Source organism: Acinetobacter lwoffii (genome assembly GCF_024129715.1).
In the GTDB taxonomy this organism is placed as follows: Bacteria; Pseudomonadota; Gammaproteobacteria; order Pseudomonadales; family Moraxellaceae; genus Acinetobacter; species Acinetobacter lwoffii_U.
Genome location: NZ_JAMXXM010000001.1, coordinates 249,586 through 265,649 on the forward strand (window position 1 = coordinate 249,586; position 16,064 = coordinate 265,649).

The 16,064-nt window shown below is 41.6% G+C and carries 12 protein-coding genes; 6 read left to right on the forward strand and 6 right to left on the reverse strand.

Annotated features, from left to right (window positions below):
* Positions 1 to 116: 116 nt before the first annotated feature.
* Both NI462_RS01265 and NI462_RS01270 read right to left on the reverse strand, forming a co-directional pair.
* Positions 117 to 1,025, reverse strand: coding sequence for a LysO family transporter (locus tag NI462_RS01265; protein WP_253158780.1), 909 nt, complete (start codon positions 1,023 to 1,025; stop codon positions 117 to 119).
* Positions 1,026 to 1,092: 67 nt separating this feature from the next.
* A complete protein-coding gene (locus tag NI462_RS01270) occupies positions 1,093 to 2,652 on the reverse strand; it encodes a flavin-containing monooxygenase (protein ID WP_253158782.1) in 1,560 nt (519 codons plus the stop codon).
* A gap of 144 nt (positions 2,653 to 2,796) precedes the next feature.
* On the opposite strand from NI462_RS01270, the gene NI462_RS01275 reads away from it, so the two are divergent.
* The 5 genes from NI462_RS01275 (at position 2,797) to NI462_RS01295 (ending at position 9,902) form a co-directional block, all read left to right on the forward strand.
* Positions 2,797 to 3,804 carry a helix-turn-helix domain-containing protein gene (locus NI462_RS01275; protein WP_253158784.1) on the forward strand — a complete coding sequence of 336 codons (1,008 nt, stop codon included), beginning with the start codon at positions 2,797 to 2,799 and terminating at the stop codon, positions 3,802 to 3,804.
* 84 nt (positions 3,805 to 3,888) lie between these two features.
* Entirely contained in the window at positions 3,889 to 5,040 is a 1,152-nt protein-coding gene (gene zapE, locus NI462_RS01280; RefSeq protein WP_253158786.1) for a cell division protein ZapE, read from the forward strand.
* Positions 5,041 to 5,406: 366 nt separating this feature from the next.
* Positions 5,407 to 7,572, forward strand: coding sequence for a malate synthase G (locus NI462_RS01285; protein WP_004278846.1), 2,166 nt, complete (start codon positions 5,407 to 5,409; stop codon positions 7,570 to 7,572).
* 128 nt (positions 7,573 to 7,700) lie between these two features.
* Positions 7,701 to 9,149 (forward strand): aldehyde dehydrogenase family protein, encoded by a 1,449-nt coding sequence (locus NI462_RS01290; protein WP_253158789.1) that lies wholly within the window; start codon positions 7,701 to 7,703, stop codon positions 9,147 to 9,149.
* Positions 9,150 to 9,239: 90 nt separating this feature from the next.
* On the forward strand, positions 9,240 to 9,902 hold the full coding sequence (locus NI462_RS01295) for an SOS response-associated peptidase family protein (protein WP_253158791.1): 663 nt from the start codon (positions 9,240 to 9,242) through the stop codon (positions 9,900 to 9,902).
* A 78-nt stretch (positions 9,903 to 9,980) separates the two neighbouring features.
* Here NI462_RS01295 and NI462_RS01300 read toward each other — a convergent pair whose 3' ends face one another.
* Positions 9,981 to 10,445, reverse strand: coding sequence for a MarR family winged helix-turn-helix transcriptional regulator (locus NI462_RS01300; RefSeq protein WP_004278843.1), 465 nt, complete (start codon positions 10,443 to 10,445; stop codon positions 9,981 to 9,983).
* Positions 10,446 to 11,186: 741 nt separating this feature from the next.
* Here NI462_RS01300 and NI462_RS01305 point away from each other — a divergent pair.
* Entirely contained in the window at positions 11,187 to 12,710 is a 1,524-nt protein-coding gene (locus tag NI462_RS01305; RefSeq protein ID WP_005263323.1) for a TerC family protein, read from the forward strand.
* Between the two features lie 570 nt (positions 12,711 to 13,280).
* Here the strand turns inward: NI462_RS01305 and thiM are convergent.
* The 3 genes from thiM to NI462_RS01320 form a co-directional block, all read right to left on the reverse strand.
* Positions 13,281 to 14,129 (reverse strand): hydroxyethylthiazole kinase, encoded by an 849-nt coding sequence (gene thiM, locus NI462_RS01310; RefSeq protein WP_005263322.1) that lies wholly within the window; start codon positions 14,127 to 14,129, stop codon positions 13,281 to 13,283.
* A gap of 32 nt (positions 14,130 to 14,161) precedes the next feature.
* Positions 14,162 to 15,322 carry a hypothetical protein gene (locus tag NI462_RS01315; RefSeq protein ID WP_005263319.1) on the reverse strand — a complete coding sequence of 387 codons (1,161 nt, stop codon included), beginning with the start codon at positions 15,320 to 15,322 and terminating at the stop codon, positions 14,162 to 14,164.
* 160 nt (positions 15,323 to 15,482) lie between these two features.
* Positions 15,483 to 15,740 (reverse strand): hypothetical protein, encoded by a 258-nt coding sequence (locus NI462_RS01320; protein ID WP_005263317.1) that lies wholly within the window; start codon positions 15,738 to 15,740, stop codon positions 15,483 to 15,485.
* Between the last annotated feature and the right edge of the window lie 324 nt (positions 15,741 to 16,064).

Below are 16,064 nucleotides of genomic sequence, written 5' to 3' on the forward strand. Positions count from 1 at the left end.
CTCTCGGCCTACTTGCTTGTGCTTCGTTTTAAAATTCTGCTTTTAAACTGAATCAGGGAGGAGAGTTCCTCTTTATAAAAGAGGAATTTAGTGAGATTGAGAAAGTGATAAAGTAATTAAATCGCTGCCAGTACACTCACCATGACTGGTGCTAACAGTGACAAAATAAAACCACTGACCATGGCATGTGGAATAAAATCATGCCCACAGGCCTGTTTAACCATCGGTAGAGTCACATCCATCGCAGTTGCACCCGCTGCGGAAATGGCGGATCTTGGGTATCTCCAGCCCATACAATACATGAGTAAGATGGCAAAAATTTCTCTAAACAGGTCATTCATTAGCGCGATACTGCCGAGTTCTGCATTTCTGAGTTCTGTTACGACAACACCTGACATTGAGTAAAATCCATAGCCTTGTGACAGCATGATCAAATCTTTTAGACTGATGTCTGTATTCCAGAATGAATAAAGCATGACTGCAAATAATGAACCAAAAATACAACCAATCGGAACTAAGAGAATTTTAAAATTTAACCAGGAACGATCTAAAGGTGAATAAGCCAGATCCAGGCCAATCATGAACATAAATACCAGCAACAAATGCCAGGTGCTGATTTGCAAGGATAGATCAAATAGATTCAAGCCCGTATGTAAACAATATCCGCCTGCGAGAGCCAAAAAGGCATAGCTCATGTTCAGTAGGGATTTAAGCACCAGGTCGACGGATACCCGACCGGAACTAGGAGGATAACCTGCCCATTTAAATAGTAGATAGCAAAATGCAAAAGCACCGAGCGAGGTCAGAAAGGCAATGCTGATCGACGTACTCAAAATCTGGAGAGGATGCTGCAATTCATCTACCAATTGTGAAAATTCAAAGGCAATTGCAATCAATAAAACATAGCTAAAATAGGGCAATAGCTTGAAACAGATTTTAATAATCGAAAGCGGAATTTGTTTTGCCATGGCAAAACCGAGTGCTAGACAGAATAGAAGCTGAAAGATAAGCCAAAGCGATTGCATAAATTTAATGGATTGAAAAAATTACCTATAAATTATGCCACCGCTTGATGTCAGATGGTAAAAGCTTTTAGGCGACTTTATTCAATAATCGATAATCTGTGGCATTTGGCATTTGGCATTTGGCATTTGGCATTTGGCATTTGGCATTTGGCATTTGGCATTTGGCATTTGGCTTTTTGGTTTTGAGCCAGTATTTCCAGGTATAAGTTGGCCATAAGGCAAAGTTCTTGCCACCTTCCTGCTGATACCAGTTGACACAGCCAGATTGCCACACGGTCTTTTCAAACATATGTTGCACCTGCTGATTAAATGTATCTTGTGCCTGGTCTTTAACCATAATGGCATCGCTTTGGGATTGATCGACCAGTTGCATCAATTGCAAAATATATTCAACTTGTGCCTCAATCATAAAAATGACAGAGTTGTGTGCCAATAGGGTATTTGGCCCCAGTAACTGAAACAGGTTTGGAAAGTCTTTCACGCAAATTCCATAATAGCTTTCAGCACCTTGTTTCCACATTTCATTCAGTTCTACGCCATCAAGCCCGGTACATTGAAAATTCTTCATATAGATACGTGGATCGGTAATGAATCCGGTGCCATAAATCAAACAGTCAATCGGCCGCTCTTTTCCATCTTGTGTAATGATACTGTGTTCAGTCAGTTCCTGAATCTTCTCGGTCACCAGTTCCACATTATGGCGGTTAAACGTCGGGAAGTATTTATTTGAAACCAGAATACGTTTGCAGCCCATGATGTAATCGGGAGTTAGTTTTTTGGCCAATTCAGGGTTTTTGACCTCATATTTAATGAATAGTTCTGCCAGTTTTTGGGTGAATTTCATAATGCCCGGTTTGACAATCGGTACGACACGCGATTCATTTGACCAATACAGGCGGGCACGGTGTAGCTTTCTAAACCAGTCATATTTTTTGAAGAGTTTCTTCTCAAGGTCGGGGTAGGTACGTTCATCACGAGGAATGACCCAGGCCGCAGTACGTTGCATGACATACAGATGTTTACATTGTGGGGCAATTTCCGGAATATATTGAATGGCACTGCCACCCGTCCCAATCGATGCGACATTTTTGTCAGTCAGATCATAAGCGTGATCCCATTGCGCAGAATGAAAGACTTTGCCTTGGAATTTCTCAATACCGAGAATATCTGGGATTTGCGGAATATGTAAAGGTCCGGAAGCGAATATAACAAACTGGGCTTCAAGGATACTTTGATCCTGTAGCTGTAATTGCCATAGACAGCGTTCTGCCTGGTAATGTGCTGCCATTACTTCGGTATTTAAACGGCAAAAAGCACGCAGGTTATAATCGGTCACCAGATCCTGAATGTAAGAAAATATCTCGGGTGCTTCCGCATAACGTTTGGACCAATTGCTTTTCGGTACAAATGACAAGGAATATAAATGTGATTGCACATCACAGGCTGCTCCAGGGTACTGATTGTCCCGCCAGGTTCCGCCAAAATCGCTACCTTTTTCAAGAATAATAAAATCATAAATACCATGCTGTTGTAAACGTATTGCCATGGCAATCCCTCCGAAACCAGCTCCAATAATGGCAACTTTAGTATGGGGATGGGAACGTGTAGCGGTGGCATAATCTAGCATCAGTACATTCCTTACTTATTTTAATGTTGGATATTTATCGTAATTCGCTCCTTGATGATTAGATAGAAAATTGATCTAAACGGCAATAGCCGACACATTATTTTTATAGTACAACTAGAATAATCACATTGTATTTGTATGGTTATGAAACGTTATGTTCTCAGTCTGATGTATTTGATTCAAGGAATGCGCAAGGCTGGCATGCAGGTCGATCAGAAACTGCAAAACATTGGGCTGCGTGTAGATGCCTTTGATCCAAGCTCGGTGATCCATCCGAGTCTGGAACATGATGTGCTTAAGGTGGTGGGACAGGAAATCCAACCTGAACAGGGATTATTGATTGGCCAGCATTATGCTTTGGCAGGTTATGGTCCCTTACTCATGTTGCTGGTGACCAGTCCTACGGTACGTGATGCATTGAATCAGGTGATCCGTTTTCAGCAGTTGACGCATTTGACCGGTCAGTTGGCCTTGCAGCAAAGCGAGCATCATAGCGCGCTATGTTATCGAGCCAAGCAGCAGGATGATCATTTGAGAATGTTGCTGGCACAGGCAGAGATTTCCGGAACGTTTAAGTTTATCCGGGAAATCTACAAATTGATGGGCTTATCCAAACCTGATTTGCGGATCGAGTTGCCATTTGCCTATCCAGAAGATCTGAATACCTTAAAGGTCTATCATGATTATTATGGAACACAGGTACAGTTTGATGCATCTCGGGCAGCATTCTGGTTTGATGAAGCAGTGTTGGATATTAAAATTCCTTCTGCAGATGCGGTCACTTTTGCTGTCTATGAAGCCAAGTGTCTGGCTGAACTGGAGCGTTTGCAACAGGATGAGCAGACGCCGACTGTGGTGCAGCGTGTGCAGGATTATCTGGAAATCCAAAGCGGCCTGATGCCGAGCATGGCTGAAACGGCACAGGCGTTGAATATTCCGGAACGAACCTTGCGGCATCAGTTACAGCAGTGTGATACCAGTTATAAGCAGATTCGCGAAGAAATTATTAAAGATAAGGCTTTGCGACTGATTGAATATAAACAGTATTCGATTGAAATGATTGCAGAATTATTAGGCTATTCCGAGCCGGCCGCTTTTAACCATGCCTTTAAACGCTGGTTTGGGCAAAGTCCTCGGCAATATATAAAATAGCCTAAGTTAGTTTATGCCAAAGTGTTATAGCGTGTTGATTAAACTCCGCTATAATTAAATTGATCCCAAATAGTACGAAATTCTATGTCCGATTTTAATTCACAGCACAGCACCGCTTTTAGTCCGATTTCTCCTGCAGAACGTTATGCACAAGCGATCTCTTCGGGACAGTTTATGCCTGATGAAGCACAGGCAATGGCAGTACATGAACTGAATCGTGTCTGGCTGGAATTGATTCAGCGTTTTAAGGCATCGAAAAAAGCATTTCGCCGCTTTCGCCGTCAGACATCTCCGAAAGGGGTGTACATGTGGGGTGGTGTGGGGCGTGGAAAAACTTGGTTAATGGATCAGTTTTACGATTCGATTCCGTTTCGCCGTAAAACCCGGATGCATTTTCACCATTTTATGCAGCATGTGCATCGTGAGTTAAACAAATTATCCGGACAGCGTAATCCGCTAGATATCGTGGCGGATCGAATTTATAAAGAAGCGGTCATCATCTGTTTTGATGAATTTTTTGTGTCTAACGTGACGGATGCAATGATCCTGAGCGATCTGTTCCAGAAGCTGTTTGAACGTGGTATCACCTTGGTCGCTACTTCGAATATCGCACCGGACGGTTTATATAAGAACGGCATTCACCGTGACCGTTTTATGCCTACCATCGAACTGGTCAAGAAAAACTGTGTGGTCTTAAATGTTGATGCCGGAGTCGATTACCGTCTACGGGTTCTAAAACAGGCACAATTGTTTAAATTCCCGTTAACGCATGATCATAAAAACTGGATTGCTCAACGTTTTAGCGCTTTGACCCAGACTCAGACCTGTTCTGAAGAGCCGATTATTATCAACAACCGTATTGTTGAAACCGTGTCACATACTGAAGATGTATTGTGGTGTGAATTTTCTGAACTGTGTTTAAAGCCACGCAGTCCGGCTGATTTTATTGAAATCGCCAATATTTATAATACGGTTTTGGTGAGTAATGTGCCACACCTGACCGATTTCCTGAATGATGGAACGCGCCGTTTTATTTATCTGGTAGATGAATTTTATGACCGTGGCGTCAAGTTACTCTTAACCTCAGAAGATAATATCGTGGATATTTACCAGGGTGAAAAACTGGCCTTTGAAATTGAACGGACCCGTTCCCGTTTGCTGGAAATGCAGTCGGATGAATACCTGAATTCTGAACATCGCCAGATTGAGAAAATCGCCTCCGTGAAAGGAGACTAAGAATAAAAGCGCTGGTCATTTACCAGCGCTTTTTTTATAAAAATAGGGACTTAAATTATCGACAAGCCTGATTAAACATGGCTTAATCTTGGTCTAAATGTGATCGTGTATAACTAGAATGCATAATTTTTACTCGAAAATCTGAACTTAAGTCTAATTTCTACATTTCGAAAACTTTATACACTGTCATTAGGGTATTTAGCAGAATGATATCTATTTGTAACTGAGAAAGATCAAATATGTTTATGAGGGTATTCATATTAGAAAAAATGCTCAGTATTTAGCAATGTGATAATACTATTCAGCTAGATTTTAATCGGTATACTAGAATCTCTTGTATAAAAAGTAGCAATATCAGGAAAGACAATGACTGCACGTATTCAAAAAGGCAAGTTAGCGATTGCTAAAGAACTTTACGATTTCATCGAAAATGAAGCACTACCAGGTTCTGGTTTAGACAGCGAAACATACTGGAAAAACTTTGAACAAGTCGTTGTTGATCTTAGCCCTAAAAATAAAGCACTTTTGGCTAAGCGTGATGACATTCAGGCGAAAATTGATGAATGGCACCGCAATAACACATTTGAATTACAAGCTTACAAAGCTTTCTTGACTGAAATTGGCTACTTGTTACCAGAAGTAGAAGATTTTCAAATCAGCACTGAAAATGTAGATGAAGAAATTGCAATACTGGCAGGTCCACAGTTGGTGGTACCAGTACGTAATGCACGTTACTGCTTGAACGCTGCAAACGCACGTTGGGGTTCTTTGTACGATGCACTTTATGGCTTCGATGTCATCTCTGAAGAAGATGGCGCGGAAAAAGGCAAAGGCTATAACCCGAAACGTGGTGAAAAAGTTGTCGCATTTGCAAAGAATTTCCTCGACGAAACTTTCCCATTGGCACAAGGTTCGCATGCAGATGCAACTCAATACGCAGTTGAAGCTAATGCACTGGTTGTTACCCTAAAAGACGGTTCAAAAACAACTGTGGCAGATGCAGCTAAATTCGTTGGCTACAATGGCGAAGCTTCAGCACCGACTGAAATCGTATTTAAAAATAATGGTCTGCACGCTATTGTGCAAATTGATGCCAGCAGCCCGATTGGCCAAACTGATGCCGCTGGTGTAAAAGATGTAGTTCTTGAAGCTGCGGTTACGACCATTCAGGACTTGGAAGACTCGATTGCAGCTGTTGATGCTGAAGAGAAAGTAGAAGGCTACCGTAACTGGTTAGGCCTGATGAAAGGTACTTTAGAAGAGTCTATTGAGAAAAACGGTAAAACTGTTACCCGTAAACTGAATGAAGACCGTACTTTCAAAAATGTAGAAGGTGGTGAAACTAAAGTTCACGGCCGTTCATTGATGTTGCTGCGTAATGTTGGTCATTTAATGACAAACCCTGCGATTCTGGTAGATGGCGCAGAAATCTATGAAGGCATCATGGATGCATTGGTTACGCCATTGTTGTCTTTTGCAGACATCAAAGGTGAAAACACGATCAAGAACTCGCGTCAAGGTTCAATGTATATCGTTAAGCCGAAAATGCATGGTCCTGAAGAAGTGGCATTTGCCGTTGAATTGTTTGAACGTGCAGAACAGGCACTTGGCTTACCTGCAAAAACTTTAAAAATCGGGATTATGGATGAAGAACGCCGTACTTCTGTGAACTTGAAGAACTGTATTGCACAAGCCAAAGATCGTACGATCTTCATCAATACAGGTTTCATGGACCGTACCGGCGATGAAATCCATACCTTTATGGAAGCTGGTCCATTCGTTCGTAAAGGCGAAGTAAAAGGCCAAATCTGGTTCCCGGCTTATGAAAACCGTAACGTGATGATTGGTCTGCAAGCAGGTTTACGTGGTAAAGCACAAATCGGTAAAGGCATGTGGCCAAAGCCAGACATGCTGCTTGACATGTACAAAACCAAAACTGAACATCCTGAAGCGGGTGCGAGCTGTGCATGGGTTCCATCACCTACAGGTGCGGTGATTCACGCGATTCACTATCACCAGATTAATGTTGCAGACCGTCAGCAAGAATTATTGTCGACTCAGCCTTTATCTCTAGATGATTTGTTGACACCACCATTGGCGAAAGACACTAACTGGTCTGAAGAAGAAAAAACCAAAGAACTCGAAAATAACTGTCAAGGTATTTTAGGTTATGTGGTTCGCTGGGTAGATTTGGGTGTAGGTTGTTCTAAAGTTCCAGACATCAATGATGTCGGTTTAATGGAAGACCGTGCGACTTTACGTATTTCTTCACAACATGTTGCGAACTGGTTGCGTCACGGTATCGTAAGTCGTGAACAGGTAGAAGAAGTCATGCAACGTATGGCGAAAATTGTGGATGAGCAAAATGCTAATGATCCATTGTATACGCCAATGTCTGCTGACTTTGCCAACAATATTGCATTCCAGGCAGCATCTGACCTAATCTTCAAAGGTGGTGAGCAGCCATCAGGTTATACCGAGCCACTTCTGCACGCAGCGCGTTTAAAGTTAAAAGGTTATACAGGTGACTAATCCTGTCTAGCTTAAAAAAGCCTCTTCGGAGGCTTTTTTATTGTCTAATGGTAAGCCGCTGTCGTTCTGACTAGAAATTTTCCAGCCGAACTCTTAAAGTGGGGCAAAGCATGTGAGGAAACAATAAAATGACAACAGTATATCAAAATTTAGACCAGCAGTTTATTCATGGTAAGTGGCAAGGCGGTACTTCAACCAGAACAATAAAAAATATCAACCCCTATACCCAGAGCGAAATTTTTAGCATGGCAGCTGCCAGTTCTGTCGATGTCGACAGTGCTTATACCGCAGCAGAGCAGGCTTTCCAGCAAGGGGGCTTGAAATCCATTGAAGTACGTAAAACAGTGCTGCAAAATTTAATCGCGATCATTCAGCAGCGTCGGGACGAAATCATTGACTGGCTCATTATTGAATCAGGCAGTACGCGCATTAAAGCCGGCGTTGAGGTGGATGCTGCTCTGGGCATCATTCAGGAAAGTCTGGCTTTTCCAGACTGGATCCAAACAGAACAGCTGGAAAGTAAGGATCCGGCACGTAAAAGTATGGTTTTGCGCAAGCCCTTAGGCGTGATTGCTGTCATTAGTCCATGGAACTTTCCATTTCATTTATCCTTACGTTCAGTGGCAACTGCAATTGCCTGTGGTAATACCGTTGTGCTGAAGCCAGCCAGTGATACACCAGTGACTGGCGGCACCTTAATTGGTAAATTATTTGAAGAGGCAGGTTTGCCTGTAGGTGCACTGAATATTGTTGCCGGTGCTGGTAGTGAAATCGGGGATTATTTTGTTGAGCATTCGGTGCCGAAAATGATTTCATTTACCGGTTCGACTGAAGTGGGGAAAAGTGTCGGTAGCAAAGCCTTGGCCAGTTCCCGAATCAAGCGTTTGGCACTTGAACTGGGTGGCAATGCACCTTTGGTCATTCTGGATGATGCCAATCTTGATCTAGCAGTTGAACTGACGCTGATGGGGCGTTTTATGCATCAGGGACAAATTTGCATGAGTACCAATCGGGTCATTGTCGATGCCTCTATTCATGATGCTTATGTAGATAAGCTTCTGGATCGGATCAAAATGATTCCGGTGGGTGATCCAAATCTGGAAGATACCGTGATTGGTCCGATCATTAACCAGAGTCAGGTTAAAAAGCATCAACAGATCATTCAAACAGGCAGCGAGCAGGGCGCACAACTGGTGTATGAGGGGGGAATTGAAGGAAATCTGGTTTATCCACATATTTTTATTGATGTCGCGGGAGATTCCGATTTAGCGCAGCAAGAAAGCTTTGGGCCGATTTTACCTATTTTAAAAGCCCGGGATGAAGCACATGCTTTAAATCTGGCCAATGCGACCGAGTTCGGTTTGTCCAGTGCAGTATGTACCTCAAACATCGAGCGAGGCAGCGCGTTTGCGGAACAACTGGATATTGGTATGACACATATTAATGGCATTAGTGTTGCAGACCAATCAAACGCACCCTTTGGCGGCGAGAAAAATTCAGGATTGGGTCGTTTTAATGGTCGCTGGATTTTTGAGGAGTTTACCCGGACACATTGGTTGACTGTACCGAATTCATAACAGTCAACGCGCCTAAAACTATAGAAATACGACAGGCTTCGACTTGGCATCACGCTATAATCTTATGGTCGAATGATTTATATATAAGCCATGTGCGCCAACTTTAAGCCTTTAACCTTAGAACAGTTGCATAATCTGGGATTGCCAGAAATTCCTTTTGAATATCCAGAGGAGGTCTATCCCAATTATGCTACGCCGCTTTTATTTCATTCAGCTCAAGGACTGGAATGGCGTTCCGTGAATTTTGGACTTATTCCGAAATGGGCAGAAGACAAAACTATAGGCACCAAGACTTATAACGCCAGAAATGAAACTTTATTGCAAAAGCCCACCTTTGCTGAGGCCACTGCTAGATGTCATTTTGGCGTTATTCCGGTATCAGAATTTTATGAGTCCAAATATTTTGACAATAAACCGCAGCGTTGGGGTGTAAGACCTAAAGATGGTCAGGCGACTTTTATTGCAGCTGTGTATGAGATTGCTCGGGTACAAGGTGAAATTGTACGCTCTGCCAGTATGATTACCATGGATGCAATTGACCATCCCATGATGAAGGAGTTTCATGAGCCGGGTAATATCAAACGCTCGGTTATTGTGATTCCACAGCAGCGACTGCAAGAATGGCTAACGCTAAGGCATCCGGATATTCGTAGCTTTGTAGAGGGCTTTCCGGTAGAAGAGTTTGAATGTTCACATGTACCAAAAGAAAAAATCAAAAAAGTCAGTCCACAACTGAACTTTTTTGATTTTTAGAAAGCTCTGGCGAATTATTTATTATTGTAAAGTATGCGCCAATTCGCCAGCGTCTATTTAAAATAAAAAGTAGGTCTCTTAACGAGCTAAATTTTTGAAAATATGACGTAAACTTTCCATGGTTTTTTCAATTTGCAAAGGCGTCAGGCCTTCAAATGACTGTTCCAGTACCACATTTGTCAGATCATTGATCTTATGCGTCATTTGCATGCCTTTGTCGGTCAAAAATACTCGGGTAATCCGTGCGTCATCCTCACATGAATAGGTTTCAACCAGACCTTCGTCTTTTAAGCGGTAGACAATTTTAGTCGTGGTCGACATTTTAGAAACAACCATCTCTGACAAATCAGAAACACTGGCATGCGGTTTGGCTTTTAGTGCAAGAAGGATGCGGCGGCGGGAATTGTCAACACCATACTTTTTTAGTGCATGATCGACATTAACGACGTATTGAGCATGAACCTGAGTTACCCAATAATATGGAAAGTTTTCTAAATTAAATTCTTCCGTACACGGCAAAAATTTTGCATATTTCTTAGTCATGAAATGTTCCTTGTATTTATTTTTCTAGGGCCCTTTCATTTTATGAAAAAGTTTATGCATATTTCAACCTTTATTTTAAAAATGTTAAAGCGCTAACACTTTTAGTTTTGCTTAACATCCCAAGGAGTTGATCAGTTCTGCATGTGAGCCTTATCTGGCGCGGAGACTGTTCTTTAAAATCGGATGAAAGGCGATAATATTTTGTATAAATTTAATTCCTCATTATGTATTTCGTGAGTAGAAATGTTTTCCAAGACTTTTTATTGTTCTTAAGCAGCCTGTCTCAATAGGTTTTAATGCAAATAATTGTATTTCAATAAATTAATCGATTTAAGAAATATAGGGTGATTGAGTGGTTTTAGTCAATATAGTAAATGATTATTTACAGCTATATTTTTAAGTGATTGTTCTTTTAATAAAAAAATAGTTTATGCTCTAATCTTTAAGTGACCTTAAAAGTAATGGTCTAATCAAACTAAATTCTGTTTATTTTTAATTCAATTCGAATAAATGATGTAGAAAAAATTAAAATTAATCAGTTTCAGCATCAATCAGTTGATCATAAAAGTCTCAATAAAATCATGATCATGTAATTTTTTTGTAAATTAATACATTACAAAATACTCAGTTTATGCATAATGGAATAGTCTTAAGTTGCATAGGTTAAATTTTAATGGATCCCTCGCCGTGCGTTGATCTTCCATCTCTATTTCTAGCTTACTCGAACGGGGTCATTCTCTAATGGAATTTTTATTAGATCCCGGAATCTGGGTAGGTTTAATTACTCTTATTATTCTTGAAATTGTTTTAGGTATTGATAACCTAGTCTTCATTGCCATTCTGGCTGAAAAACTTCCTCCTGAACAACGCGATAAAGCACGTGTTATTGGTTTGTCTCTCGCATTATTCATGCGTCTAGGCCTGTTATTTGCCATTGCCTGGTTGGTCACTTTGACACAACCATTGATTACTGTGTTTAACTGGACCTTCTCTGGTCGGGACCTGATCTTGTTATTTGGTGGCTTGTTCCTGGTGTATAAGGCCGTTACTGAGCTGCATGAAAAGATTGAAGGTAAACCTGAAGTCACAGTGTCTACCAATGTGGTATATGCAAGTTTCACTGCTGTTGTTGCACAGATTGTTGTTTTAGATGCTGTTTTCTCTTTAGATTCAGTAATTACCGCCATTGGTATGGTCGACAACATTTATGTCATGATGGCTGCCATGATTGTTGCAATGGGCGTGATGCTACTGGCATCGAAACCATTGACTAACTTTGTGAACCGCCATCCAACCGTGGTGATTCTGTGTTTAAGCTTCCTGCTTTTAATTGGTATCAGTCTGATTGCAGAAGGTTTTGGTTTCCATATTCCTAAAGGCTATATCTATTCAGGTATTGGTGTTGCGATCATAATCGAAGCATTCAACCAGTTCGGTCAGCGTAATGCTGCTAAACATGAATCTAAGATTCCTTTGCGTCATCGTACGGCTGACTCAATCCTGAAGTTAATGGGTGGCAAGCTAGAGACGACCGACAGTCAAAATAATGAGGCACAAGAAACCTTTGCAGATGAAGAACGCTATATGATTGGTGGGGTGCTTACCCTTGCAGAGCGTTCAGTTGCTTCGATCATGACGCCGCGCGGTCAGATTTCATGGGTTGATCTAGAAGATAACCCAGAACAGATCCGTGAAAAAATTCTGTCTGTTCCACACAGTCTGTTCCCGGTATGTCGCGGTAGCCTAGATAAGGTGATTAGCGTAGTACGTGCCAAAGAATTATTGGATGTACTGGAAGAGCCGGAAGAATTAAAAGCACTGATTAAACGTCATCGCCCAATTTATATCTTTGAAAAGATGAAAGTTATTGACGCGATTAATACCTTGCGTACTTCTAAAGGTTCTTTGGTCTTGGTGAGTGACGAGTTTGGTAATGTACAGGGTCTGATTTCACCGCTGGATGTATTTGAAGCAATTGCTGGTGAATTCCCGGATGCAGACGAACAGCTGGATCTGGTGAAAGTGGATGATACGCACTGGATCGCATCGGGCATGTTAGACTTGTATCAGCTTGAGCTGGAACTTGGCATGATTGATCTGATTGATGAAGATGCTGGTTATATCAGTGTGGCGGGTTTGATTCTGGATAAAACCAACAGTACGGTTGAAGTGGGTACCGAGTTAAATTATCAAGGTGTTCAGTTCAAAGTCACTGAAATTGAAAGCAATCGTATCAAGTCGGTCAGCATTCATTACGCAGGTTAAACAGGTGTTTTAAACACTTTGTTTGTTCAAATCTTAAAAGTCAGTTGCTTTGGTGACAGCTGGCTTTTTTAATGCATATTTATAAAGCTGATTCATTGAAATGAAAGTTAGCTCATTGTTTGAACGGATTTTTATCAGTCTATTCATACTATTAGTCATGTTCCCGATTGAGCTGAATATCCGGGTATTGTGCTGAGATTTTGAAACCGAAAAAGTCAAATCAGCAATCAAAAGTAAGCATGATCAGGCTTCAAATATTGATTCATGTAACCTGTTAATCAAAACTTAAAGGTCATGTTTAAATACCGACAAAAAATTGAACTACAATTCACATGAACTAGATTTGCATGATGCAAACAGATCTTAAGTAAAATGGAAACCGTTTGTATGAAAATCATTAGATAAGTTGTATGAAGCCTGCTCAATCCGGAATAGAATTACTCAAAAATGATCTCCGAAAGAGCTAGACAGAACATTTCTAAGGAGATCAATAGAGCAAATGAGCAGGATCAATCTAAATAGGGGCGTTCACCTATTTAAGCCTAAACACCCCGTAAAGCAGCCAATAAACTAAATGAATTCCGGCAGAATTTTGAAGCTGGCATATTGTCGGATTGTTTCAGTATTAAGCTGATGGATTTCATCTAGAAAGGCGACATTAAAACTGCCTAACTGTTGTGCGCGTTCGAATGCCAATTGTCCGGCAATGGCAAAATGTACATGTGCCGTTAATGCAGCGAGGGTTGGAGAGGTCACCGCACTATAGGCAGCAATCAGTGCACCGAGTGCACATCCCATTGCCGTGATTCGGGGCTGTAAAGCAGAACCACCTGACACCTGTATCACAGGATAGTCTCTAGAAATAATGTAATCGGATTCACCGGAGATCGCGATACATTCACAATCATCCAGCAAAGTTTGCGCCTGTAAATAAACATCTGCGCTGTCTACCGTGCTGTCTACACCCTTGGACTCAATCTGCTTACCGGCCAAAGCGCCAATTTCAGAAGCATTGCCTCGTAAAATCGTAGGTTGGGAATGCATCAACTGATCTACGATGCCAGAACGCCAGTGCAGAACTGTTCCATAACCGACCGGATCAAGCACCCACGGTTTTTGCAATTGATGTGCAGTTTTCGCAGCAATCTGCATCGCCTGAACCTGCTCTGTCGTCGGTGTACCCAGATTCAGACTGATTGCTGCTGCAATCTTGGCAAAACTTTCAGCTTCAAACGGATTGTCGATCATGGCCGGAGACGCATGTGCAGCCAGTACAACATTGGCGACATAATTGCTGGCCACGGTATTGGTCATGATATGTACCAAGGGCTGCTGTTGCTGTAGCTTTAACCAGGCCTCACAGATCTGATCTAGAAGCGTTTGCTGTAGTGCTTGCGTAGAAGTCGTCATAATGATCATTTATAAAAGTGGAAGATAAGTTGTCTATTCGGTCAGCGGGTAAAATAATGGTCTTGATGCTTGCAGCTACGACAGAACAGGCTGACATAGTCACTGGCATCATAATCTACCGACAGTTCCTGTGAGCCGCAGTGCATACAACGTTTCTGGGAATAAAATTTCAGGCGGGGTTCGATCTTGTGCCACGAACGCCACACTGGCTGGAAGAAGATATTTTCATCATAGCCCAGAAAACGATAAAACAGGATTTCGCTCATCTTGCTGAATGCCAGTTGCGATGGACGTGGCAGGGTAGAGGTTTCCCATTTTTCTGTCACTGAACGTTCGCGATACTGCTGCAAGGTTTTTTTCAGCAGATTGGTATTAATAAAGTTTTCATTGCGTGGCTTAAGGGCTTTTTGTTTGTACAGATATTCAAGTCCCGTTTGTACCAGATAATAAATCTGGCCCACAGCCAGTACATCCAAAAGACGATAGCAAAAAGTCTGAAAGCCCTGATTTCCGGCAATCTGCACATTCCAGCTACGGCAATAGAATTGGGCAAACTGAATGATTTCTTCATACAGCAGGCAATAGAGTGCATCTTTGACTTCATCTGCACTTTTAAAGGGCACACCCTGACTCAGGTTTTGATAAAACCAATTGCGCAGCTGCTGGGTAATGCTGAACAGGGTCGGTTCAGAATAGCCATCCAGTCGGACATTAATATAATAATGCTGATTTTCCTGCTGGAGATCTTTGGGAATCAGAACCTGATCCCTGATCAGGCTTTTCACCAGACCATGTTGGAACAGATAGTTGGGACTGATGGAGTAATATCGAATTTGATGCCAGTCAATATATTCGCGGTGCTGGCTATATTCCTGAACCTGCTCATCCAGAATCGCGAGTAAAAACAGTTTATTAATAAAACTGAGCTGATTTAGCTCAAGAACCGGTCGATCCTGTTTTTTATGATATTGACGATTTTCCTGTAAACGGACTTCCTTGAGCATGCGTTTACGCTGCGCCAGACATCGTTCACAATAACAATTGTGTTTTTGATCAGAATAAAGCTGATGCTGGCAATGGCTGCATTCATGATAGCTCAGTTCCTGATCATATTGCTCTGCCTCAATCCAATACATCGATGCCTTACACAGCGGGCAGTGGGTACTTTCATCAAGCTGTTTTTGCAGAACACTGAATACCATGGTCGCGGGCAACTCTAGAATGGACGGGCATTTGATTATACACGGCTGATGAGATGCAAACGTAGTGGACTGGTGCAATTTTTCTAAATCAAAAATAGTCACCCAAACAGAAGAAGAGCTACCGAAGTAGCTCTGATTTTAAAACATGAAATGATGCTTTTTAAACCGGGCAGGGTAATGTGTCGTCCTCCTCGCCGCGATGTTTAGCATGAATTAAGGCCTGAACCTTTTTAGAGGGCACTTTTTTGGCACCGAGTGCATCGTAGCTGTTGAGAATGGCAGTTACTTCATGGGCCTGAAGTGGAATTCCTTCACAGCTCATCAACAGTGCAATCACTTTATGGTCAATATTGGCCTGATCCAGGGTCTGCAAAGTTTTGATATTTTCGATCCGTACAACATGCTGTTTTAAATACATGGCTCACCTCATCATCGTTATCATTATTCTTTCATTGGAAGTGTGGAAAAACACAGTTTAACTGTAGCAAGAAGTGTGCTCATTTTTTAATCAGAATTTATGCGGTACTCTGCAAATAAAATTATATATTTTTAAATCAGTAATTTATTAAAATGTAAGAAATTATGATCCTGACTATTTTTATGGCATAGATATTTCTTATGTAGAGCCGGGTGCTGCTCAATTAGGCAGAATGCATTGAAAGTGGTGCACGAAATGCCCATATTAGATCTAACAATACAAATGCACAGACAGCGTTTCAAACTTGGCGTATGATTTTGACAT